Source organism: Prescottella equi, assembly GCF_020171745.1.
In the GTDB taxonomy this organism is placed as follows: domain Bacteria; phylum Actinomycetota; class Actinomycetes; order Mycobacteriales; family Mycobacteriaceae; genus Prescottella; species Prescottella equi_A.
Genome location: NZ_JAIVAH010000004.1, coordinates 264,094 through 286,536 on the forward strand (window position 1 = coordinate 264,094; position 22,443 = coordinate 286,536).

The following is a 22,443-nucleotide window of genomic DNA, read 5'->3' on the forward strand; positions in this document are numbered from 1 at the left end:
TCACTCCTTGCTCTGTTGTGGCTGAGATTGGCCCAGTCGACTCGGGAGGAAGATCGCGCAGATTCCCCCGACGAGGGCACATGCGGCGATCAGCCCGAAGGCCCACATGAATCCGACACCGGCATAGACCGGCGCTCCTTGGATCAGTGTCTGGACGTTGGCGTTCAACACCACGAACACGACCGTCGTTCCGACGCCGGCCATGAGGGTGCGACTGACCTCCGCGATACTCGAACTCACCACCTGGGAGTCGGCCGGAACGGCTGCGATAACGAGGTTCGGAATGGCGGCGCCGGCCAGTCCCACGCCGAGGTGCACCACGCCGGTGGCGATCAACACCACGACCTCCTCGCCGCGTCCCACCCCCATCACGAGGACACCGATCGCGATGACGCCGGCCGCCGCAACCATGTGCAGTTTTGCCCCGGTTCGGCTGACGGTCAGTCCGACGATCAACCCGCCCAGAACGATTCCGACGCCGTTGATCACGCCGAAGATCGCGTATTCGCTGGCGGTCATCCCGAATCCGTAGTCTCCGCCTGCTTCGCGTGGCGTCATCGCCATGATCGCGAGAATCGAACTGGTGGTGGTACCCACGCCGTACACGAGACCCGACGAGAGCACGGTGAACAGCAGAGCCGGCCGCCGCAGCTGCCGCACGTTGATCAGCGGTTCCGGTGTGCGACCGGCCTGTACGAGCCAGGCGGCGAACAACGCGCATCCGAGAAGCGCCAGACCCAACGTTCCTGCGCTGGACCAACCCCACGCCGGACCGTTGCTCACCGCGACCAGGACCGCCGCGACCGAGCCACCGAGCAGGACCGCGCCCAGCAGGTCCGGGCGAGAGTCCCCCGAGCGCACCGGAGACTCCGGAACGATCACGAGCGAGGCCACCGCCAACACTGCGGTGAGCACGGCAATGAACCAGAACGCGCCCGCGACACCATGGTTGTCGATCAGCCAGCCGGCGAGGAAGGGCTGGAGGACGACCACGACGCCGGTGCCGGTGATCGTGACACTGACTGCGAACGGAACGATTCTGGGCGGGAACACGTCCCGGACCAGCGAGTAGCACAGAAACGCAACCGAGAAGATTGCGCCCTGCAGCGCGCGTCCGATCAGGAACACCGAGAAGTTCGGCGCCATTGCCGACAGCACGGAGCCGACGACCGTCACCGCGAGCACGATCATCAGCAGACGCTTCTTGCCGTACATGTCAGCGAGCTTGCCCACCAAAGGCATCGCGATACTGGCGGTCAGGAACGCGATCGTCATCGCCCAGCCCGCCTGAGTGGTCGCGTACTCCGCCGCGATGGCGGGCAGCGCGGTCCCGGCGAGGACCGCCGAGACCGGGATGATCTCGGAGACCAGGATCAGCACGACCAGGATGGAGACCAGTCTCGGTGTCCACTGGTGTGTTTCGCCGACGGATGCGGCCGCCGGAGTCCTGCCGCCGAGCACGCCCGTCATTGCGGAAGACCTTTGGCACCGGCCGGCGGCGGCGTGTACCGGTGACCCCACACAGCGCCTTCGGTGATTCGGTACGTCGGCGCGGCGCCGACGATCTGCTCTCCGCCCCAGCCGAACTCGGTCGCATGCCCCTCCGGGGAATAGACGTAGAACGACAGCATGCGGTCGTTCGTGTGCTTACCGAGCGACTGCATCATCGGCACCCCGAGGTCGGCGGCGCGATCGAGGGCCTTGCCGATGTCGTCGATATCCTGCGCCTCGACCATGAAGTGCATCAGCGCGGGCGCCTTCGCGGGGCTGAGTCCGAACGTGTGCTGGCGCGGGTTGCAGCCCAGGAAGTAGCTGATGCCGCCGGGCAGGGCAAGTGAATTGCGTTCGACGAATCCCAGGACATCCACGTAGAAGTCGTAGGCTTCTTCGGTGTCGAGCACGTTCACGATGACGTGGCCCATGCCCTGGTCACCCGTGACGAAGCCGGAGACACCGTTGAGCTCCACCGGGCGGTGACTGAGAACAGGACCGTAGAAGAGTTCGATTCGGTTCCCGGACGGATCGTCGAAGCCGGCGAAGCCCGTGACCTGGCGCAGCTCGCACTCCGCCTGATCACCGATGTGGACCTTGACACCTGCGGCTTCGACCCGCCCGACCAGCTCCTTCAGGTCCCCTCGGTCGAGAACCTCGAATCCGATGGATTCGAGTCCCGGCGTGAGGGATTCGGCGACAACGAGACGCGGCGGATAGTCGTCCATCCGATAGTGCAACGCGTCGGGCAGAGGGCCGTCGACCTGCATCATGCCCAGGAAGTCACCGGCGAACGTCCGCCACGGCTCGGTGGACTCGACACGCAGCCGCAAGTAGCCAAGCGAGAGGATCGGCATGGAATCTCCTTGAATCAGTAGAGGCCCTGGAGAGCGCCGGTGAGCAGATACTCGCCGTACTCGTGGTTGACCTTGTCCGGCAAATTGATCGCGTGGTGCTGACCGGCGTGGACATCTCGCCAGACCGCTTGGAGCGCGCACGACGACGCGATGGAACGCGGGCCGCCGACCTGGTAGGCCTTGTCTGCTGCCGAGACGGCCAGCCCCACCGCGGCGATATGATCACGCTTGCTGCGTTGGCGCATCGGCATCGTGACTTCTTCACCGCGGGCCACCGCCGCGTAGGCGTCGGCCAGGTTGGCCTGCAGGATTCGATAGGCGGTGTCGACCTCGAAATCGGCCTCGGTCAGACGTGCCAGCGTCGCCGGATGCGGCAACTTCGTCGCATCACCGGCAAGCCGGGACCGGTGGATCCCCTCCGCCTCGTCGAGGACCCGGCGGGACATCCCGACGAGCGGCACCACGACCGCATTGATGAACACCGTGTACCACGGCAGACGGAACAGAGGCCCGGAGTTGACGTCGTTGCCGGGGTAACGGCCGCCGTACAGATCCGCGACGTCGTGCACACGATGTTCGGGCACGAAGGCGCCGTCGACGACGATGTCGTTGCTGCCGGTGCCGGCCAGGCCCGCGGTGAACCAGACGTCGTCGATCGTGTAGTCCGCGCGCGGAAGCAGAAGGTGCACCACTTGTCCGGTACGACTCCCGTCCTCGTCCGCGACCATCGCGCCGACGAACACCCAGTCGCAGTGATCACTGCCGGAAGAGAAGCCCCACCGACCGGTCAACTCGTATCCGCCCGGCACGATCCTGGCGGTGCCGGCAGGGCTGTACGACGAGCTGATCCACGCATCCGGGTCCTGCCCCCAGACGTCCTGCTGCGCGCGGTCGGGGAAGAGCCCGAGATGCCAAGAGTGAACGCCGACAACACCTGTCACCCAACCGGCCGAACTCGACAGGCGCGCGATCTCGTACATCGCGGCATTGAAGACGCCGGGATCCGCCTCGAAACCGCCGTAGCGCTTCGGCTGGATCAGCCGCATGATGCCGGCGTCGCGCAGGATCTTGGCCGATTCGTCGGCGAGCCTGCGCTGTTGCGTGGACTCGGCTTCGAGCTCGCGCATCCGGTCGCCCACCGCGAGGACCATGTCGATGGCTTCGTGCTGAAAGAGCATGGTGTGGTTCCTTTCCCTTCGGAGATGGTGTCGCTAGCGAGTGAGGAACGCCGTGACGAGCGATTCGAAGTCGTGCTTGCGCTCGACCTGCGCCCAATGGCCGCACTCGCCGAGGATGTGCAGGTCCGCCTTCGGCATTCGGCGCAACGCGAAGAAGGCGCCGTCCGGCGGAAGCATCCGGTCGTCACGGCCCCAGGTGACCAGCGTTTCGTGCGGAATCTCGTCCGTGCGGGTCCACAGCGGCGCCTTGCCGGGCAAGGCGAGGGACGCCATCACCGCCCGCATGCGCTCGATCGCACGCGGCGCGGTGGCGTTCTGCCAGCGTTCGTCGAGCAGCTGCGGTGTGATGGTCTTCTGGTCGTAGACCATGGAGTCGACCCACGCTTCGAGGCTCTGGCGGCTCGGTTCCACCAGGAACTCGTTGAGGCGTCGGGCTCCTTCGCTCATCATCGGGCCGAGCAGAGGAGCGTACAGCCCACCCGGGCCCATCAGGACCATACGTTCGACGCGTTCCGGGGCGAGTGCGGCCGTTTCGAGTGAGACCCATCCGCCCATCGAATTGCCTAGCAGATGCGCCTTCTCGATGCCGAGATCGTCGAGAAGCGTGACGATCGCGCGGGCCGCGATCTCCGGGTAGGGGCGGTCGTACTCCATGTCGGGACTGGCACCGAAACCGGGCATGTCGACGACGATCGTACGGAAGTTGCGTGCGAAGACGGGCAGATTCTTCGAGAAGTTCGACCAGCCGGAGACGCCCGGCCCGGAGCCGTGCAGCAGCACGAGCGGATGTCCCTCGCCCGCCTCGTGGAAGTGCAGCCGGTCGGTAGCGGAGGGGCCGCGCGTGGTCTCGGTGTAATCGCTCAAAAGGGTCACAGATCTCCGATCTTCGATCTCGATGAAAGTTCCTCGCCGAGCTGGCCGGACCTGCGTCACGTCTGGATCGGCTCGCGGTCCATCGTGACCGGCGTCACTCCAGTTGTCAATCAATTGATTGGGTTCCACTCAATCGATTGATTGCCCATCCTCCATGGCCTACCTTTACCTGTATCCGAGGCAGCCCGGCCGGTCGTTCCGCGAAAGCGTTCGAACCCATGGGTTCACTGACCGCTCGACTGCGAAACTTGGACAGGAGGATTGAGTTGTGGCTTCACCGAGTCGACGTACCGGGATCCTGACCGAATCCGCACGATTGTTTGCCGAACGAGGAGTCGCTGCGACGTCCATCCGAGAGATCGGCGACGCGGTCGGGCTGAACTCCGGAACGCTCTACCACTACTTCAGCTCCAAGGATGCGATCGTCATCGAGATCCTCGTGAGCTTCCTGTCAGACCTGGTGAATCGGTACGACGCGGTTGTGGCGGAATCAGCGACGGCCGGCGAGCAGGTTCGGCGCATCGTGCGAACCTCGTTCGAAGTCGCCGATGCGCACCCGTACGCGACCGAGGTCTACCAGAACGAATTCTCGAATCTGCGTGCACTCCCCCGCTACACGCAGATCGCCACCGCCGTCACCGCCGCCCACAACGCCTGGTATCGGGTGGTCGAGGGCGGCGTCCACAGCGGCGAATTCAACTCGGGGGTAGACATTTTCGAGTTCCAGCGCATGATGCGCGAATGCGTCTTCATGTCGGTGCGGTGGCACCGCACCACCCTGCGTCGGGACATCGAATCGCTCACCGACACCCTCACCACCGTCTTCCTCAACGGATTTGCCGGACCACCGACCTCCGGCGTCACTCCGCGATCGCCCGCAACCGATCGCGACTCCGCCGCCGCGCGAACACCCACCGCGCCTTGGTCTTCGCGCTCGCCCTCGCGTCATTCCGACGAGGCAATGACCGACATCCAGGCGGAACTCGATTCGCTCCGTGCCGAGATGCGCGAGATCCGCGAACTGCTCTGACGGGCAGCAGGATGCCTGCGGAGCACGTCAACCGGGATAGTCCGCAGCAAGGTTTCGCTTCGGCAATATCAGTGGAAACCTTCGAGCAGTGGGCCTACGTTGATGGAGTTGAAGATCCCACGTCCGAACGAGGTGCATTTGATGACGGCGCCGGCGACAAGAACGACTTCCTCATCCTTCCGGAGCTGATCGAGCGATTCGGCGATCTCGGGTACGACGTCGTGGAAATGGTGCTGGCCGATCAGGACAGCCGGGACCGGTACCCGGCGGCGCAGTGGCTCAACCTCCGCCGCTGGCTCGACGACAATCCTGACGACGAATTGGCCGCCGAGGTCCGCGCCGAACTCACCACCGAGCCCGCCCGCTACACGCGATACCAACGTGAGCACCTCGGCTGGGGAGTCTTCGCACTGATGCGCCGGTAGCGGTCCGACAAACAGTCGGGCGCGAGCGCTGCGCATCGAGCCAGGCTACGCAGTGCCGAGGCTCGAACCACCGTGCTCACCCGGCTGTTCTCCGGGCGCACGGCCCGAGGAATTGCCAATCGCTTCACGCGTGAGATGGCCGAGTTCGAGGCCACCGTTCCCAGCTATCCCGCACAGAACGCCCTCATGGCAACGACGTTTACCGCCGGCCTTCGCCGTCGCCCATCCGCGATACGCGACGCGTGCCGCGCCGGTGAAGGATCTTCACGGACGTGGCTCAACGACCAGCCACTGCACCGTGCCCCCTACGTTCCACACTGCGCCCGGGTTGCCGAGAGCAGCCAGATACGCGGCCCCGGCTTGCGCGCCGGCGATCTCACCACTCGTCCCGGACGGTGGACTTGGCACGAGGAACTCGGAGGGGTCCGGTCCTGGCCATACAGGTACGTCATCAGGGGAGATGTCGGTGTCGATGAAGGCTGGTCGATGCACGACCACCCGATCGGGAATGGGCTTGGCCTCCGCCGCTTCGGTGATGCCCGTTCCCCCGACAACTTCATTGCCTCCGCTGCTGCAACCCACCACCGCAAGCGCGAGACCTGCCACCGCCAAACCCACGACCGAACCACTTGCGCGCACCGTTGCCCCCCTCTACCCCCTTGGCGGACGATCCCCGCCACCCTGCAGGCATTCTCCCCCGGAAGCCTCGATCGCGGTCGCCAATCAGGACAGACCGCAGAAGTTTTCGCGCCTTCATCCCGGTGAGCTCTCCATTGACTCGAACATCAGTTCGAACTAGAATCGAGGCGTGAATCCGGGGGGACTCAATAATTCGGGCACCGCAGTCACCACGCTGCGGCCTGAGGACATGGGCACGCTGCCCGAGATCTTTCTGCTGCAGACCGCGCTCGACATCTGCCACGCGATGGAGCAACTCGAAGCCCTGCGGGCGGCTGCCGTTGCCGAAATCGACGAGCGCGCAGTCTCGTTCGACACCCTCGGGTTCCGCAGCGTCAAGCAGTGGCTGGCCGCCAACACCCTGATGGAAGTATCGACCGCGGGACGAATCCTGACCTTGGGACGGATGCTGAGCCGGCAACCCGAGATCGCCGACGCCTACAACGCGGGCAACATCTCGGCCGAGCACGCTGCGTTGATCGGGAAGTTCTGCGAGACCCCACCCCGCGGGATGCCGAACGAGGCACTCGATGCGTGCCGGAAGGTGCTGCTGGACAGCGCCACCGGACCCACCGCCACCACCACGACGGTTCAGACCTGCATCAGCAGGCTCGAGCGGATCTTCGAATCCGACGAACTCCCACCCAGCGAGGACACCGAGCGCAACGAGTTCCACGCCTCCAAAACCCTGAATGGGCGCGTCGCCGTGAAAGGTGACCTCGACGCCGTCACCGGCGAGATGCTCCTGACCGCCCTGTCCGCGTTGACCAAGCCACGGAACCCAATGGACGACCCGACCATCCCTCGCACGCCGGCGCGGCAGCGCGCGGACGCGTTCGCCGAGATCCTGCGCCGCTACCTCGACTCCGGAGACACACCCATCGAGGGCGGAGAACGACCACACCTGTCCCTGCACGTGAACGCGCAAGACCTCGCGCGATCCCAGTCGGACCACGAGTGGGCGGGCGCGGACGGCGATCCGGACCTGTTCGGCGACAAAGACGTTGCCCGCATGCCGCACATGGGGCCACTCTCGATCGCCACCGCCCGACGACTGGCCTGCGACTGCCACCTCACGCCGATCGTCATGGACGACGGAGTACCGATCAACCTAGGGCGCACCAGCAGGACCGTGTCCAAGAAGCAGCGCCGAGCGTTGATCGCCCGCGACCACGGCTGCGCCTTCCCCGGATGCGGCGCACCACCCGCCCACTGCGAAGGCCATCACGTCATCCATTGGGCCGACGGTGGACCCACGGACCTCGACAACCTCGTGCTGCTCTGCCGCTACCACCACACGCTGCTACACCACTCCCACTGGGAAGTGAAGATCGGCGGCGATGGACACCCGTGGTTCACTCCACCAAGCACCGTCGACCCCTACAAGAAACCCATCCCCGCCCACAATCGGGCAGGACCACAGGCCGCATGACGCTGCAGCCGGCACCCACGGGAAGAGTGCCGGCCACAGCGGGGTGCACGTCAGGTCTCGGCAGCTCAGTACAACGCCAGTCAGGATTCGGCGAGCGCAGCCAGCCACAACAGGACCGTCGAACGAAGTCGAGCGGCAGCAGGCGCGGGGTCGCCGCCGAGCAGCGATCGGGACCCGTACACCGCGTCGAAGACCAAGCCCTCCAGCAAGCTGATCAGGTCGTGCGCCGCCACACCCGGGTCGCTCGCACCGAGCGCCTCCATCAACCCCGTCGCCCTCTCCACCGAGAAGAGACAGCCGGCGAGGGCCGGCCGAAGCTCGTCGTCCCCGGCGGCATCCACAGCGAGTGCACAGCGCGCCAACACGTCCCGGCGCCGATCCGTCAACAGCAGCACCACCTGACCTGCGATCAGATCGGCCGCATCGTCGACCGAGGGAGCCGAATCGGCAACGTACGCCTCGACGAACGCCGCACGAGACCGCTCGGCCAGGCGTCGAACCGCGGCGCCCACCAGCGCATCACGCGTCCGGAAGTAGTACGACGTCGAGCCCTTCGCGAGTCCCAGACGCCTGTCGATCGCCTGGTGTGTGACGCCGTGGTTACCGCCCTCGGCGGCGAGGTCGAGGGCTGCCTCGCAGATGGCTTCGCGACGGGACGGACGGTGACTCATGTCTCCATCCTCTCAGACTCTACGATGCTAGAGTCCGAGCATGCGATGGCCAAGGCGCGTGTCCCGCCCGGTTCTGTCGGTGCCCGTCGAGGTGTTCGACGACGCGGCGCGAGCGCAGGGGTACACGATCGATCACGCTCAGCGGCAGGCGATCTCGCAGCTGTGCGAGACGGCCGGCCGGGGCGTCTACCTGTGGGGTCCCGTCGGCCGCGGTAAGAGCTGGCTCATGTCGACGTATTTCACGGCGCTACCCACCGAGCGCAAACGACGCGTGCACTTCCACGAGTTCTTCCACGAACTGCACGGTGAGATCCGGCGGCATCGCAACGATCTGGACGCAGCGCTCGACGGCCTGCTCGACGGCGTCCACGTCCTGTGCTTCGACGAGTTCCACGTCCACGACATCGCCGATGCGAAGTTCGTCGAACGGCTCCTTCCGGCGCTGTTCGCCAGGCACGTCAGCCTCGTCGTCACGTCGAACTATCCCCCGCACCGCCTGCTGCCGAATCCCCTTTTCCACGAGACATTCCTGCCGACGATCGAGCTGATCGAACAGTCGCTGGAGGTCGTCGTGGTCGACGGGCCACGGGACTACCGGACCACATCGGAGCACGCGGCGGGATTCGCGTCGGGCCTGTGGGTGACGCGCGGCGATGCCGATCAACTGGCCGGACTCGGACTCGAGCCTCCCGAGCCGGGCGAACGCCGCACGCTCGCACCGTGCGGCCACCCGATCGTCGCACTGCGCGCGGAACCGGACTGCCTGTGGCTCGACTTCGCGGACGTGTGCGAGGACACGACGGCGCCGTCGGACTACCTGGCGCTGACCGCGCAGTTCGACCGTTGGGTCGTGAGCGGGATTCCTGATCTGGGGCACGCGGAACGCGAACCGGCACAACGGTTCGCGAACCTCGTCGACGTCCTGTACGACAGGGACGTCCCGACCGTATTCGTGGCCGCTCGGTCCCTCGACTCTCTCGCGTCCGGCGAACGACCTCCCACCGACATCGACCGGATCCTGAGCAGACTCGGGCAGTTACAGCCCGTACCGGTGGCCTGACCCGCAGGAAAAGCAAAGAGGCGCAGCCGACCGATGCCGGCTGCGCCTCCTACGAGACTCTCGTTAGTGTCCGGTACGCACCGACGCGTCCTCGGCGCCCGCGGGAACCTCCTGCACCGTCGCGCCCTTACGCGGATTGACGAAGAACAGCACCGCCGCGAAGCCGAGCATCAGCGCGGCGGCCGGCAGCATTGCCGACTGGGCCATCGCCGTCGAGAAGGGCTCACGGACGATCTCCGGCAGCTGACCGATGTGGGAGCCCTCGCCCACCGTCGCTCCGCCGGCGATGCCGATGGTGGACAGTTCGGCGGTGATCCGCGACGTCATGAGTGCGCCCATCGCGGCGCTACCGAGCACGGCACCGACCTGACGGGTGGTGTTGTAGACACCCGAACCCGCGCCGACGTGTGCAGGCGGCAGGTTCCGGGTCGCGGTCGCGGCCAGCGGCGCCCAGATGAATGCGTTGGACGCACCGATCAGCGCCATCGGCAGCAGGATCTGCCAGACCGGCGTGGACGGGGAGAGGTTGGTGGCCAGCCACGCGGTGGCGAGCGCGAACACCAGGAAGCCCGGTCCCGCGATCATCCGCGGATGCGCCTTGTCGACGAGGCGTCCCACGAACGGCGCGAGGATGCCGGTGACGACCGCCATCGGGGCCATCAGCAGCGCGGACCGTGTCGGCGACAGCCCGGTCACGCTCTGCGCGTAGAACATGAACGGCAGCATCACGCCAGTGATCGAGAAGCCCATCGTCGCGATGCCGACGTTGGCCACCGAGAAGTTGCGGTCCTTGAACAACCCGAGCGGCACCAGCGGCTCGTTGCGGTTGGCCTTCTGCCACCACACGAACGCACCCATGATGACGACACCGGCGCCGATCAGGCCCCACGTGCGAGCGTCCCAGTCGTACGAGTTGCCTTCCTGCAGACCGAACACGATGCAGAACAGGCCGATCGCGCTGAGGGCGACACCGATCATGTCGAACTTGTGGTTGTTCGTCGGCAGCGACGGGACCAGACGCCATGCGAGGACGAAGCCGACGACGCCGACCGGGACGTTGACGAAGAAGATCCACTGCCAGCCGAGGTTGTCGAGGAGCACACCGCCGAGGATCGGTCCGACCAGCGTCGCGACGCCGGCCACCGAACCCCACAGGCCCATCGCCGTTCCGCGCTTGTCGGGCGGGAAGATTCGCGTGATGACGGCCATCGTCTGCGGCGTCATCATGGCCGCACCGAGGCCCTGGAAGACGCGGGCGACGATGAGCATTTCGACGCCGCCGGACAGACCACACCACAGCGACGCGAGCGTGAACACGACCAGACCGATCAGGTACATGTTCTTGGGGCCGAACCGGTCACCGAGGCGTCCGGTGACGAGCAGTGGCACCGCGTACGCGAGCAGGTAGGCGCTCGTGACCCAGATGACCGCGTTGACGTCGGCGTTCAGCTCCGCGGTGATGACCGGGTTCGCGACGGCGACGATGGTGCTGTCGACGAGGATCATGAAGAAGCCCAGGCAGAGGGCCCACAGGGCCGGCCAGGGCCTTACTTCGGTTTTCATGCGTTGCCCTTCTCATATGCGAGCCGTGCGGATTCGAGGTGTTCTTCGGTGACCCAGGGAATCTCGCCGCGGCGGACGCGGTCGACGAAGGTGCGCAGCCAGTCGAGTTCGGCCTGCGTCATCGCCCGGGTGTAGGAGAACGGGATGGTGAACAGTTCCGGCACCTCGCGCGCGAACTCCGCCAGGTCGTCGAGTGCCGCCAGTTCGGCGACGAGCGTTTCGATGCGCCGATCCAGCAACGCGAGTGCGTCGGCGGATGCCAGGTTGTGCAACTCGGCGAGGCCGAGGGTGAAGCGCGGGTACTCCGGAGTGGGAGCGGAAACCGTGTCCGAGACCCACTGCCGCACCGCTGCGCGACCCGAGGGCGTGATCTCGTACGTGGTCCGTTCGGGTCGATTGCCCTGCCGGTCGGTGCCCGACGCGACCACCAGTCCGTCACGGTCGAGGCGCTCGACCGCGTGGTAGAGCGACCCGGGGCGGACCTTGACGACCCGGTCCTTGCGCCGGGTGATCAGCAACTGACACATCTCGTACGGGTGCATCGGTCGCTCGAACAGCAGGGCGAGCACCGAGACGCCCAACGGTGTGACGGAACGTGGCAGCATCCCTCACCCCCACTTCCACGCCGTATATTCCACGTGGAATATACGGCCGGGGCGACCGGGCGGGCAATGCCGTTCAGCGCATGTGACGAGCGACACCGGCACGTCGACCGAACGCCCCGAAGGTCAGCCGAACGTCGCCGGATCCGGGCCGAGGCGCCCGTCCGGGGAATCGAGCGATCCGATCGCGAACATGTCGTCGGCGGACAGTTCGAAGTCGAAGACGTCGAAGTTGCTCGCGATCCGCTCGGGCGTCACCGACTTGGGGATCACGACGTTGCCCAGCTGGACGTGCCAGCGCAGGATCACCTGCGCGGGAGTGCGGCCGCCCGCGTCGGCAATCGCGCGGATCGTCGGGTTCGTGATCGTCGTCCCCTGCCCCAGCGGGCTCCACGCCTCGGTGACGATTCCCATGTCGGCGTGCACGGAACGCAGGTGCGCCTGCGCGAACCCCGGGTGCAGTTCGATCTGGTTGAGCACGGGCGCCTCGCCGACCGCCTCGACCAGGCGTTCGAGGTTCTCGGCGGTGAAGTTGGAGACGCCGATCGACCGGATCCGGCCGTCCGCCTTCAACTGCTGGAACGCCTTGAAGGTCTCGACGTAGCGGTCCTGCGTGGGCGCCGGCCAGTGGATCAGATAGAGGTCGAGGTAATCGAGGCCGAGGCGGGCGAGACTGTCGTCGAACGCACGCAGCGTCGAGTCGTAGCCCTGATCGGCGTTCCACAGCTTGGTGGTGACGAACAGGTCGTCGCGGGCGATCCCCGAGTCGGCGAGCGCGCGACCGGTGCCGGACTCGTTGTCGTAGATGCGGGCGGTGTCGATGCTGCGGTAGCCGACGCGCAGCGCCTCACCGACGGCGTCGTACGCCTGCTCGTCCGGCACCTGGAACACCCCGAAGCCCAGTTGCGGAATCGTGTTGCCGTCGTTGAGTTCGACGGCCGGTACGGAACTGATGGAGGTCATCTTCAGGGCAACCGCGGCGACGCCCCGACATGTTCCCGCCGTCCCAGAACGTGGACCCCGCGGTGTTCGTTGCGCTGGGTGCGGACGCGGGCCTACGTTCGTTCCAGGTGGTCTGATCTCCCGGAAGGGGCGGGCAATGAACCTCGGGTACCGGATGGCGTATCGGCTCGGCTTCACGCCGTGGGAGAGCGCGGGACGCACCATCTTCGCGGAGCAGTTGAGCCACCTGCTCGACGCCGGCCCGGCCCCCGGCGACGACGCCAAAGCCCTCGACCTCGGCTGCGGGACCGGCGACCATTCGATCGAACTGGCGATCCGCGGGTGGTCGGTCACCGCGGTGGACTCGGTCCCACTCGCGGTCGAACGGGCCCGCGCGAAGCTGCCGATCGCCGGCGCCGACGTGACGTTCGTGCTCGGCGACGTCACCAATCTGCCCGCGTACGTCGATCAGGGCTACGCCTTCGCGCTCGACGTCGGCTGCTTCCACGGCCTCACCGACGAGCAGCGCACCGCGTACGGCAACGGTCTGACGGCGGTGGCCGCGCCCGGCGCCCAGCTGCTGATGTTCTCGTTCTCCCCCGGTCGGCGCGGCCCGCTACCGCGGGGTGCGTCCCGCGGGGACGTCGAACGCGCCCTCGGCGGATGGACGGTGGTCGGCGACGACCTCATGGACACCAGTGGCGCTCCGGGCATTCTGGCGAAGGCCGAGCCGCGGTTCTTCCGACTCGCCCGCGACTGACCTGGTTCGCAACCGACGAAACGGCCCACCACATCGTCGATGTGGTGGGCCGCCTCGAAACGAGCCGTCGTCAGGCGGGGATCAGTCCTGGATCGTCCGCTCCGCAGCGTCACGCGCCGCGATGTAGCCGAACACGAGACCCTGGCCGATGGTCGCGCCGGCACCCGGGTAGGTGTGTCCGAACGCGTTGGCCGCGGTGTTACCGATCGCGTACAGGCCCTCGACCGGGCTGCCGTCCTCACGCACGACGCGTGCCCGCTCGTCGGCCTGGACACCACCGCAGGTGCCGAGGTCGCTGAGCGTCATCTTCACCGCGAACAGCGATCCGCCCGTCAGCGGCCGCAGGTTGGGGTTCGGCTGCTGGGTGGGGTCACCGTAGTAGCGGTCGTACGCACTCTGGCCGCGCTGGAACTCGCTGTCGGTTCCGGTGGCCGCGTCCTCGTTGAACTTGCGGAACGTCTCGGTGAACGCGTCCTCGGGAAGACCGGCCTTGCGGGCCAGCTCGGCCGGAGTCGACGCCTGGTGGGCGATGCCGGCCTTGTACCAGGACTCCGGCAGCGGCTGACGCGGGAACAGTCCGGCCGCGAAGATGTAGCTGTTGCGGTACTTCTGGTCGAAGACGATCCACTGCGACTCGATCGGGTCACCGGCGCGCTCGCGCTCGAGAACCTTCTGGCCGTAGGACATGTAGTCGATGGACTCGTTGATGAACCGGCGACCGGTGTGGTCGACGATGAACGAGCCGGGCAGCGAACGCTCGGCGAGCATCACCGTCGGCGGACGACCCGGCAGGGCCGCGACGGCGGGGAACCACCACGACTGGTCCATCAGGTCGGTCGTCGCACCGACTTCCTGCGCGATGCGGATCGCGTCGCCGGTGTTGCCCTCCGCGCCGAGGCTCTCGTGGTCACCGAGCGACTCGGACTGGTACTTGTGCCGCATGGCCATGTCGTGGTCGAAACCGCCGGCCGCGAGCACGACACCGCGGCGCGCGGTCACGGTGACCTCACGGTCGCCCTGCGTGACGACGGCACCCGTGACGCGATCGCCCTCGGTGACCAGACGAACCAGCGAGGTCTCGGTCCAGACCGGGATCCCGGCACGGACGACGCCGGCGAACAGGCCCGCCGCCAGCGCCTGGCCACCGGCCATGTACTCGCGGCGCAGCGCGAGACCGCCGACGCCCTGCGCGAGACGCTTGACGATGCGCGGGATGCCCTTCTGGGGCACGCGCGCCATGAGGTTCATCCACTTGTAGTCGGCGCCCGTGGTGGGCATCGGCATCGGGGCCTCCATCAGACCCGGACGCAGGCGCGGGCGCTCCGCCCCGAGGACCGAGGCGTCGAACGGGCGGCACTCGCAGGTGCGGCCGATCGCCGATCCGCCCGGCAGCTCGGGGTGGTAGTCCGAGTAGCCCTCGGCCCAGAAGAACTTCATCGGCGTCGTGCGCTGCAGCAGCTCCACGGTGGCAGACGAGTTGTCCACGAACGCCTTGCCACGTTCGGCCGGTGCGGTACCACCGACGACGGCGCTGACGTAGGTCTGCGCCCGCTCGTGCGAGTCACCCGCGTTCGCGTCACGCAGGATCGGGTTGTCGGGCAGCCAGAAGGCGCCGCCCGAGCGGGCCGTCGATCCGCCCACGTACTTCGTCTTCTCGACGATGAGCGTGGACAGTCCCAGCTCCTTCGCCGCCAGGGCGGCGGCCATGCCGGTGCCGGCGCCGACGACGAGTAGGTCGACGGTGATGTCTTTTGCGGTGGGCGTCCCCGCTGCAGGGCTGGTGGCCATGATCACTCCTTCGCGCGTTTTGCGTGCACGCTAGGGAGGGCCGACACGTACCGAAAGCCGCAATCCCACTCGCTGGAATCGGCGTGGAATCACCCCCGGCGAGAAACCGGTCCCGGCCAGTGGAATCAGCGCGGCGCTGCGATCCACGTCACACCATACTCGGGTACCTGACTGAGCGGACGACCGATCAGCAGTTCCCGAATGTCGGGATCGAAAAGCGAAGGGACCGATACATGATCGACGCAGCCAAGTACGGGCCATGGGCCGTCATCGCAGGCGGATCCGAGGGTGTCGGCGAGGAATTCGCCGTCCAGCTCGCAGAGGCCGGCCTGAACCTGGTGCTCCTGGCCCGCAAGCCGGAGCCCCTCGAGGTGGCTGCCGAGAAGGCCCGCGCGAAGGGCGTCGAGGTCCGGACGCTGTCCGTCGATCTCACCGCGGCGGACATGCTCGACAAGATCCGGAGTGTCACCGACGGTCTCGAGGTCGGCCTGCTGGTCTACAACGCGGGCGCCAACACCTACGGCCACGAGTTCGTCACCGGCGACCTCGATCGCTTCCAGCAGGTCATCGACCTCAACATCACCGGTCAGCTCAAGCTGATCCAGCACTTCGGCGCGCCGATGAAGGAGCGCCGTCGCGGCGGCCTGCTGCTCGTCGGCTCGATGGCCGGATTCCTCGGCGCCGCCCAGATCAGCATCTACGCGGGCGTGAAGTCGTTCTGCCGCACCTTCGCCGAAGGCCTGTGGCTCGAGATGCGCGAGTACGACGTCGACGTCCTCGAGATGGTCCTCGGCGTCACCCGCACTCCCGCGATGGCCCGCGCCGGACTGAACATGGACATCCCCGGCCTCAATGTCTCGGAGCCCGCGGACGTCGCGGCGCAGGCGCTCGCCAACCTGGGCAACGGTCCCGTCGTCGTGGCGAAGGGCAACGAGCCGGCCGTCGAGAAGCGCAGCGGCGGCAACCGCGCCGAGCTGCTGCTGGCCGCCCAGGCCGCGTCGAAGGCGATGCTCCCTCCCGCCAACAAGTAGCCGACCGCAGTACGAAAAGCACCTGCGCCAGCGCAGATTCGAACGACGAGGGGATCGAATCATGATCGACATCGCCAAGCACGGGCCGTGGGCCGTCATCGCAGGCGGCTCGGAGGGCGTCGGCGCGGAACTCGCCGTCCAGCTCGCAGAGGCCGGGCTGAACCTGGTGCTTCTGGCCCGCAAGCCCGAACCGCTCGAGGCGACCGCGGAGCGGGCACGCGCCAACGGTGTCGAGGTGCGCACGCTGTCCGTCGATCTCACCGAGGCCGACGTGCTCGACAAGATCCGCACCGTCACCGACGATCTCGAGGTAGGCCTGCTGGTCTACAACGCGGGCGCCAACACCTACGGCCACGAGTTCGTCACCGGCGACCTGGACCGGTTCCAGAAGGTCATCGATCTCAACATCACCACCCAGCTGAAGCTGATCCAGCACTTCGGCGCGCCGATGAAGGAGCGCCGTCGGGGTGGCCTGATGCTGATGGGCTCGATGCAGGGCATGTCGGGGTCGGTGCGGATCAGCATCTACGCGGGCGTGAAGTCGTTCTGCCGCACCTTCGCCGAGGGCCTGTGGCTCGAGATGCGCGAGTACGACGTCGACGTCCTCGAGATGGTGCTCGGTGTCACCCGCACGCCCGCGATGGACCGGGCCGGGCTGAACATGGACATCGACGGCCTGCACGTCTCCGAGCCGGCCGACGTGGCCGCGCAGGCCGTGGCGAACATCGGGAACGGTCCGGTGTTCATCACGAAGGGCAACGAGGAGAAGGCCGAGCGCCGCAGCGGCGGCGATCGGATCCAGATCCTGCTCGACGCGCACAACGAGGCGCTGCAGATGCTGCCACCGGAAACGGTTTAGCCTCAGCTCCTTCCGGGGTCGACCACGGCGACGTGGTCGGCCCCGGATTGCGTTTGAGTGCCTGCCGCTTCCTGAGCCCGTCAGCCGCCGACGAGTTGCTCGGACAGCTCCCACAGCTTCTCGGCGGTCACCGGATCCACGGCATGCCGCGATGCCCTGCCGACGGCGCAGTCGGCGAGGTAGACACCGCCCGCGGACTCGAGTTCCGCGGCGGTCGCCGCCCACACCGACGTCGCGGCCGCGGCCGGGATCGACTTGAGATTGCTGAGCAGGCCCGGCTTCCCGGCGCTCATGGCCTTCATCTCGGCGAAGTCGTCACGGGACATGTACCGCGACAGCCCCGTCGCGCACACTCCGGGATGCACGGCATACGAATTGATCCCACCGTCCGCGTATCGCGTCTGCAACTCGACGGTCATGAGGACGTTGGCCGCCTTGGACTGCGCGTACGCCACGAACTTGTCGTACGGTCGGTCCAGGAAGTTCGGATCGGCGAGATCGACGGCGTGCGCACGGTGCGCGTCCGACGACACCGTGACCACCCGGGACGCCGTCGCCGACCGCTGCGCCGCCGCCGAGAGGTTCGGCAGCAGCAGCGTGGTGAGCAGGAAGTGGCCCAGATGGTTGGTGCCGAACTGCAATTCGAAGCCGTCGGCCGTGCGCTCGAACGGGGTGTACATCACGCCGGCGTTGTTGATCAGCAGGTCGATCGGCTGCCCACCCAGGCTCTCGGCGGCCACGCGGATGCTCGACAGGTTCGCCAGATCCAAGGCCGTGACGAGGAGTTCGGCGCCGGGCACGACTTCGCGAATGCCGTCGGCCACGACCGCGGCGGCGTCGCCGTCCCGGGCCGTGAGGATCACCGTCGCACCGGACGCGGCCAGAGCGCGGGCGGTTTCGCCGCCGAGTCCGCTCGTCACCCCGGTCACCAGCGCGGTCCGTCCGGTCAGATCGACGCCGTCGAGCACATCATCGGTGGTGGTGTCAGGGCCGAAAGCGTTCATTGCCAAGGTAGTTCCTTCCAATCGGCGGATACCCGCGCGGTCCAGTCCGGGTCACGGCGGTCGAGGAAGGCACGCACGCCCTCCGCCGCGTCGGCGGTGCCCATGACCCGATGGTGCAGTTCGGTCTCGTGCGCGGCCACCTCGCGGGGCGTGAACCCACTCCTCGCGCTGTCCCACAGCAGCCGCTTGCTCAGCGCCGCCGACATCGGCGCGACGTTGGTCGCGATGTCCCGGGCCGTCGCGAGCGCGGCGGGCAGGACCGCGTCGGCGGGCAGCGACCGGCTCGCGAGCCCCAACCGGACCGCCTCGGGGCCGTCGAAGGTGCGGCCGGTGAGCAGGATGTCCGCGGCCACCGCGATACCGGCGACGCGCGCCACCGTCCAGTGCGACATCATGTCCGGCACCACGCCGCGCCGCACCTGCGGAATTGCATACTTGGCGTCGTCGGCGACGATGCGGATGTCGGCCTGCATCGCGAGTGTCAGTCCGATGCCGATCGCATGCCCGTTGACGGCCGCGATCACCGGCTTGCGGATCTCGAAAGCGGCCGGGCTCACCGGCGACGCGGTGAACCCGGTGTCCGTCGGGGAGGCGAAGGTCTCGTCTCTCGGAGTGAGGTCGGCGCCCGCGCAGAATGCCGGCGGCGTCCCGGTGAGCACGACGACGCGGACCGTGTCGTCGGCATCGAGTTCGCCGTACAGATCGCCGAGACGACGGCCCATCTCGCCGGTGAACGCGTTGCGCTTCTCGGGCCGGTTGAGCGTGAGAACGGCTACGCCGCGGTCGATCTCGACGAGCACGTCGGTCACGACGTCAGCTCCTTCACGGCCGCGACCAGATCGGCGATGTGCTCGTCCCGCACCGGGTAGCCCGGGAAGTAGCAGCACACTCGGTCGCTGTATCCGCCGAAACGCTCGACGATCTCGGCCGCGCACTCCTCGGGTGTTCCGTGCACCGCGAGGGTGGCGAGCATCTTGTCGTCGATCAGATCCGCCATCGCGGCGTACCCCCCGATCTTGGAGAGCGCGTTGAGTTCCGGTTGCAGGTCACCCCAGCCCTCGACGTCGAGGACGGGATGGTAGGCGGGCGTGGATCCGTAGAACGCGAGCAGGCCCCGCACGCCGCGCGATGCGGCAGCCAGCTCCTCCGGCGTGCGGCCCGTCCCCACGATGACCTGCGGGTAGATCGCGAGATCCGCGGCCTGACGGCCGGACCGCGCGAGCCCCTCCTCGATCGCCGGCAGCGTGCGCTCACGGTAGTGCCGAACGCTGTTGAACGGCATGACGAGCAGCCCGTCCGCCACCTCTGCGGCCGTGCGGGTCATCACCGGCCCGAGCGCGCCGAGGCAGATCGGCGGCGGGCCGTACGGATTGGGGCCCGGATCGAACGTGGGCGGCATCAGCGTGTGTGTCGTGAACTCGCCCTCGAAGCGCAGGCGCGAATTGCCCTCCCACGCATCGAAGATCGCCTTGATCGCGAGGACGATCTCACGCATCCGGGCGGCCGGGCGCGACCACTCGGTGCCGTAGCGCTTCTCGATGTGCGGCCGGATCTGCGACCCGAGCCCCAGTCGGAACCGGCCGCGGCTGAGCGTCTGCAGGTCGTACGCGGTGTGCGCGAGGTGCATCGGGCTGCGCGGCAACGCGATCGCGACGTTCGTCATGAGATCGGCGTCGACGGCGCCCGCGGCTGCCACCAACGGGAGGAAGACGTCGTGCGGTCCCTCGAAGGTGAACAGTCCGTCCACACCGAGGTCGGCGAGTTCCCGCGCCCGCGCCGCCGCGTTCTCCGGGCGTCCGTCGAGTTGGACATCGATCTTCACGATCCGCTCCCCTTCACCTCTGCCGCCATTTCGTCGCCGTGCACAGCCAGCACGTACAGCGCAGCGGCGAGTGCGCTCACGAAACTGTCGGCGCCGGCACCGCCCTGGGTGAGTCCCCGGATCGATGTCGTGCCGGTGAGGATCTCGAACAGTGTCCCCGCATCCACGGGACCCCGGACCTCTCCCCTCTCCACCGCGAGATCGATTCGCGCGCAGAAGGCGTCGTGAATCGGCTCCTGCAGCGAGAGCAACCGCGCACGATCGGCGTCCGACCGGATGTCCCCCAGTAGCCCCGGAACACCCGCTCGGGCAGCGGGGCTCGCCGAACGGAGCAGGAAGATTCGCACCCACGTGGCCAGGTCCGCGCGCAGATCGTCGGTGGCCGCCGGCAGGTCGTGGGCACCCGGTCCGTGGACCGCGTCCTCGAGGAGCGCCTCCCGGGTGGGCCACCGTCGGTAGATCGCCGGCGCACTCACGTTGGCGCGGCGCGCGATCGCCGAGATCGTCGTCTGCTGGTAGCCGACCTCGCGGAGTAGTCGCCGGGCCGCGACGAGGACCGCATGGTCCTTTCCGGGATCACGCGGGCGGCCGAGTCGGGGCGAGGTCTCCGTCATTACGTTTCACGTTAATACGTTATGTTTCGGCCCGGGCCCGATTCGCGATACTCCCAGCGCCCCTGACCTGCGACCGCCTCGGGTGTGCCGACGCAGACCTGGGACAATGGACCCCGTGACTGCAACACTGCGTATCTCCGGCCTCTCCGCGTCCCGGGGCGAGCGCACGCTCTTCTCCGACCTCGACCTGACCGTCGCGCCCGGCGACGTGATCGGCCTGGTCGGCGCCAACGGTGCCGGGAAGTCGACGCTGCTCACGACGCTCGCCGGCGTCGGGAGCGCGGACGTCGAGGGCACGGTCACGCTCAGCCCGCCCGACGCGACCGTCGGCTACCTCGCGCAGGAACCCGACCGGATCCCGGGTGAGACGGTGCTGGCGTTCCTCGGCCGCCGGACCGGCGTCACCGCCGCCGAGACCGCGATGAACGCCGCGGCCGAGTCCCTCGCGGACGGTGGCGAGGATCTCTACTCCCCCGCCCTGGACCGGTGGCTCGCGCTCGGCGGCGCCGATCTCGTCGAGCGCGCCGAGAAGGTCCTCGCCGACCTCGGCCTCGACGTGACCGGCGACGCCCACATGACGGATCTGTCCGGCGGGCAGGCCGCGCGGGCGGGCCTGGCGTCGCTACTGCTGTCGCGCTACGACGTCCTGCTGCTCGACGAGCCCACCAACGACCTCGACCTGCCCGGACTCGAGCAGCTCGAGCAGTTCGTCGCCGAGACCCGCACCGCACTGGTGGTCGTGAGCCACGACCGGGAGTTCCTGGCGCGCACCGTAACCGGGATCGTCGAGCTCGATCTCGCACAGCAGCAGATCGCGGTGTACGACGGCGGGTACGAGTCGTACCTCGCCGAGCGGGAGGTGGCCCGGCGGCACGCACGCGAGGCCTACGACGAGTACGCGGGCAACCTCTCGGCGCTCGAGGATCGCGCGCAGATGCAGCGCAACTGGCTCGAGCACGGTGTTCGCAACGCGCGCCGCAAGGCCAAGGGCGGGGACTCGGACAAGATGGGCCGCAAGGCGCGTGCCGAGTCCACCGAGAAGCAGGCCGCGAAGGCCCGTCAGACGCAGCGCCGGATCGAGCGGCTCGACGTGGTCGAGGAGCCCCGCAAGGAGTGGGAGCTGCGAATGGAGATCGCCGCGGCGCCCCGCAGCGGCGCCGTCGTGTCCACGGTCAGCGGCGCCGTGGTCCGCCGCGACGGCTTCACGTTCGGCCCTGTGACCGCTCAGATCGATTGGGGCGACAGGATTCTCGTGACCGGCCCGAACGGGTCCGGCAAGTCGACACTGCTGAAGGTCCTGCTCGGCAAGCTGCCGCCGGACGAGGGCACCGCGACCCTCGGTTCGGGCGTCGCCGTGGGCGAGATCGACCAGACACGTGGCCTTTTCGAGGGCGACGAGCCGCTGTCGGACGCGTTCGGCGCGCAGATCCCGGACTGGCCCGAGGCGGACGTCCGCACACTGTTGGCGAAGTTCGGGCTCAAGGGTCACCACGTGCTGCGGCCCGCGTCGTCGCTGTCGCCGGGCGAACGCACCCGCGCGGCCCTGGCGCTGCTGCAGGCCCGCGGGGTCAACCTGCTGGTTCTCGACGAGCCCACCAACCACCTCGACCTGCCGGCCATCGAGCAGCTCGAGCAGGCGATGGAGTCGTTCACCGGCACGCTGCTGCTGGTCACCCACGACCGCCGGATGCTGGGCACCATGCGGCACACCCGGCGCTGGCGGATGGAGGACGGCCGGCTCAGCGAGAGCTGAGCGACCGCCC

Annotated in this window: 21 protein-coding genes and 1 pseudogene; 9 read left to right on the plus strand and 13 right to left on the minus strand. The window is 67.7% G+C overall.

What is annotated here, in order from left to right; translation table 11 throughout:
• Genes LCL87_RS02585 through LCL87_RS02600 form a run of 4 tightly spaced genes read right to left on the minus strand, consistent with a single transcriptional unit; the run spans position 1 to position 4,399 of the window.
• On the minus strand, positions 1-1,470 hold the full coding sequence (locus LCL87_RS02585; protein ID WP_225016336.1) for an MFS transporter: 1,470 nt from the start codon (positions 1,468-1,470) through the stop codon (positions 1-3).
• Positions 1,467-2,348: a VOC family protein gene (locus LCL87_RS02590; RefSeq protein ID WP_225016338.1), complete on the minus strand. Its 882-nt coding sequence runs from the start codon at positions 2,346-2,348 to the stop codon at positions 1,467-1,469. The genes LCL87_RS02585 and LCL87_RS02590 overlap by 4 nt, the downstream gene beginning before the upstream one ends.
• A gap of 14 nt (positions 2,349-2,362) precedes the next feature.
• Positions 2,363-3,526 carry an acyl-CoA dehydrogenase family protein gene (locus LCL87_RS02595; protein ID WP_225016339.1) on the minus strand — a complete coding sequence of 388 codons (1,164 nt, stop codon included), beginning with the start codon at positions 3,524-3,526 and terminating at the stop codon, positions 2,363-2,365.
• Between the two features lie 33 nt (positions 3,527-3,559).
• Complete coding sequence (locus tag LCL87_RS02600) at positions 3,560-4,399, minus strand: alpha/beta fold hydrolase (protein ID WP_225016341.1); 840 nt, start codon at positions 4,397-4,399, stop codon at positions 3,560-3,562.
• Positions 4,400-4,667: 268 nt separating this feature from the next.
• On the opposite strand from LCL87_RS02600, the gene LCL87_RS02605 reads away from it, so the two are divergent.
• From LCL87_RS02605 to LCL87_RS02620, 4 genes and pseudogenes are all read left to right on the plus strand, one after another.
• On the plus strand, positions 4,668-5,429 hold the full coding sequence (locus LCL87_RS02605; RefSeq protein ID WP_225016343.1) for a TetR/AcrR family transcriptional regulator: 762 nt from the start codon (positions 4,668-4,670) through the stop codon (positions 5,427-5,429).
• An 11-nt stretch (positions 5,430-5,440) separates the two neighbouring features.
• Positions 5,441-5,854, plus strand: coding sequence for a hypothetical protein (locus LCL87_RS02610; RefSeq protein ID WP_225016345.1), 414 nt, complete (start codon positions 5,441-5,443; stop codon positions 5,852-5,854).
• Between the two features lie 21 nt (positions 5,855-5,875).
• Positions 5,876-6,619, plus strand: a pseudogene (locus LCL87_RS02615) (nitronate monooxygenase); the annotation flags it as partial.
• Positions 6,620-6,662: 43 nt separating this feature from the next.
• Positions 6,663-7,964, plus strand: a complete 1,302-nt coding sequence (locus tag LCL87_RS02620; protein WP_225016346.1) for an HNH endonuclease signature motif containing protein — start codon at positions 6,663-6,665, stop codon at positions 7,962-7,964.
• Positions 7,965-8,044: 80 nt separating this feature from the next.
• Here LCL87_RS02620 and LCL87_RS02625 read toward each other — a convergent pair whose 3' ends face one another.
• Positions 8,045-8,635, minus strand: a complete 591-nt coding sequence (locus LCL87_RS02625) for a TetR/AcrR family transcriptional regulator (protein WP_225016348.1) — start codon at positions 8,633-8,635, stop codon at positions 8,045-8,047.
• Positions 8,636-8,675: 40 nt separating this feature from the next.
• On the opposite strand from LCL87_RS02625, the gene zapE reads away from it, so the two are divergent.
• Positions 8,676-9,695: a cell division protein ZapE gene (zapE, locus tag LCL87_RS02630; RefSeq protein ID WP_225016350.1), complete on the plus strand. Its 1,020-nt coding sequence runs from the start codon at positions 8,676-8,678 to the stop codon at positions 9,693-9,695.
• 63 nt (positions 9,696-9,758) lie between these two features.
• Here the strand turns inward: zapE and LCL87_RS02635 are convergent, their stop codons facing one another.
• The 3 genes from LCL87_RS02635 to LCL87_RS02645 form a co-directional block, all read right to left on the minus strand.
• Entirely contained in the window at positions 9,759-11,258 is a 1,500-nt protein-coding gene (locus tag LCL87_RS02635; protein WP_225016352.1) for a DHA2 family efflux MFS transporter permease subunit, read from the minus strand.
• Positions 11,255-11,863: a helix-turn-helix transcriptional regulator gene (locus tag LCL87_RS02640; protein WP_225016362.1), complete on the minus strand. Its 609-nt coding sequence runs from the start codon at positions 11,861-11,863 to the stop codon at positions 11,255-11,257. The genes LCL87_RS02635 and LCL87_RS02640 overlap by 4 nt, the downstream gene beginning before the upstream one ends.
• Before the next feature lie 123 nt (positions 11,864-11,986).
• Positions 11,987-12,823: an aldo/keto reductase gene (locus LCL87_RS02645; RefSeq protein WP_225016364.1), complete on the minus strand. Its 837-nt coding sequence runs from the start codon at positions 12,821-12,823 to the stop codon at positions 11,987-11,989.
• A gap of 136 nt (positions 12,824-12,959) precedes the next feature.
• Between LCL87_RS02645 and LCL87_RS02650 the strand changes: the two genes are divergently transcribed.
• Positions 12,960-13,562 (plus strand): class I SAM-dependent methyltransferase, encoded by a 603-nt coding sequence (locus tag LCL87_RS02650; protein ID WP_225016366.1) that lies wholly within the window; start codon positions 12,960-12,962, stop codon positions 13,560-13,562.
• Positions 13,563-13,643: 81 nt separating this feature from the next.
• On the opposite strand, the gene LCL87_RS02655 is transcribed toward LCL87_RS02650, so the two are convergent.
• Positions 13,644-15,350, minus strand: coding sequence for a 3-ketosteroid-delta-1-dehydrogenase (locus LCL87_RS02655; RefSeq protein ID WP_225016373.1), 1,707 nt, complete (start codon positions 15,348-15,350; stop codon positions 13,644-13,646).
• Positions 15,351-15,583: 233 nt separating this feature from the next.
• Here LCL87_RS02655 and LCL87_RS02660 point away from each other — a divergent pair, with 233 nt between their 5' ends.
• Positions 15,584-16,381, plus strand: coding sequence for an SDR family NAD(P)-dependent oxidoreductase (locus LCL87_RS02660; RefSeq protein WP_225016376.1), 798 nt, complete (start codon positions 15,584-15,586; stop codon positions 16,379-16,381).
• Positions 16,382-16,442: 61 nt separating this feature from the next.
• The gene (locus tag LCL87_RS02665; protein ID WP_225016378.1) at positions 16,443-17,240 is read left to right on the plus strand and encodes an SDR family NAD(P)-dependent oxidoreductase; all 798 of its coding nucleotides are present in this window, start codon (positions 16,443-16,445) and stop codon (positions 17,238-17,240) included.
• An 80-nt stretch (positions 17,241-17,320) separates the two neighbouring features.
• On the opposite strand, the gene LCL87_RS02670 is transcribed toward LCL87_RS02665, so the two are convergent.
• Genes LCL87_RS02670 through LCL87_RS02685 form a run of 4 tightly spaced genes read right to left on the minus strand, consistent with a single transcriptional unit; the run spans position 17,321 to position 20,680 of the window.
• Positions 17,321-18,244 (minus strand): SDR family NAD(P)-dependent oxidoreductase, encoded by a 924-nt coding sequence (locus LCL87_RS02670; protein ID WP_225016380.1) that lies wholly within the window; start codon positions 18,242-18,244, stop codon positions 17,321-17,323.
• Positions 18,241-19,053 carry an enoyl-CoA hydratase-related protein gene (locus LCL87_RS02675; RefSeq protein WP_225016382.1) on the minus strand — a complete coding sequence of 271 codons (813 nt, stop codon included), beginning with the start codon at positions 19,051-19,053 and terminating at the stop codon, positions 18,241-18,243. Before LCL87_RS02675 ends, LCL87_RS02670 begins: the two co-directional genes overlap by 4 nt.
• A complete protein-coding gene (locus tag LCL87_RS02680; RefSeq protein ID WP_225016383.1) occupies positions 19,050-20,066 on the minus strand; it encodes a TIGR03617 family F420-dependent LLM class oxidoreductase in 1,017 nt (338 codons plus the stop codon). Before LCL87_RS02680 ends, LCL87_RS02675 begins: the two co-directional genes overlap by 4 nt.
• Positions 20,063-20,680: a TetR/AcrR family transcriptional regulator gene (locus tag LCL87_RS02685; protein ID WP_225016385.1), complete on the minus strand. Its 618-nt coding sequence runs from the start codon at positions 20,678-20,680 to the stop codon at positions 20,063-20,065. Before LCL87_RS02685 ends, LCL87_RS02680 begins: the two co-directional genes overlap by 4 nt.
• A 115-nt stretch (positions 20,681-20,795) precedes the next feature.
• On the opposite strand from LCL87_RS02685, the gene LCL87_RS02690 reads away from it, so the two are divergent.
• Entirely contained in the window at positions 20,796-22,433 is a 1,638-nt protein-coding gene (locus LCL87_RS02690) for an ABC-F family ATP-binding cassette domain-containing protein (protein ID WP_225016387.1), read from the plus strand.
• Positions 22,434-22,443 lie beyond the last annotated feature (10 nt).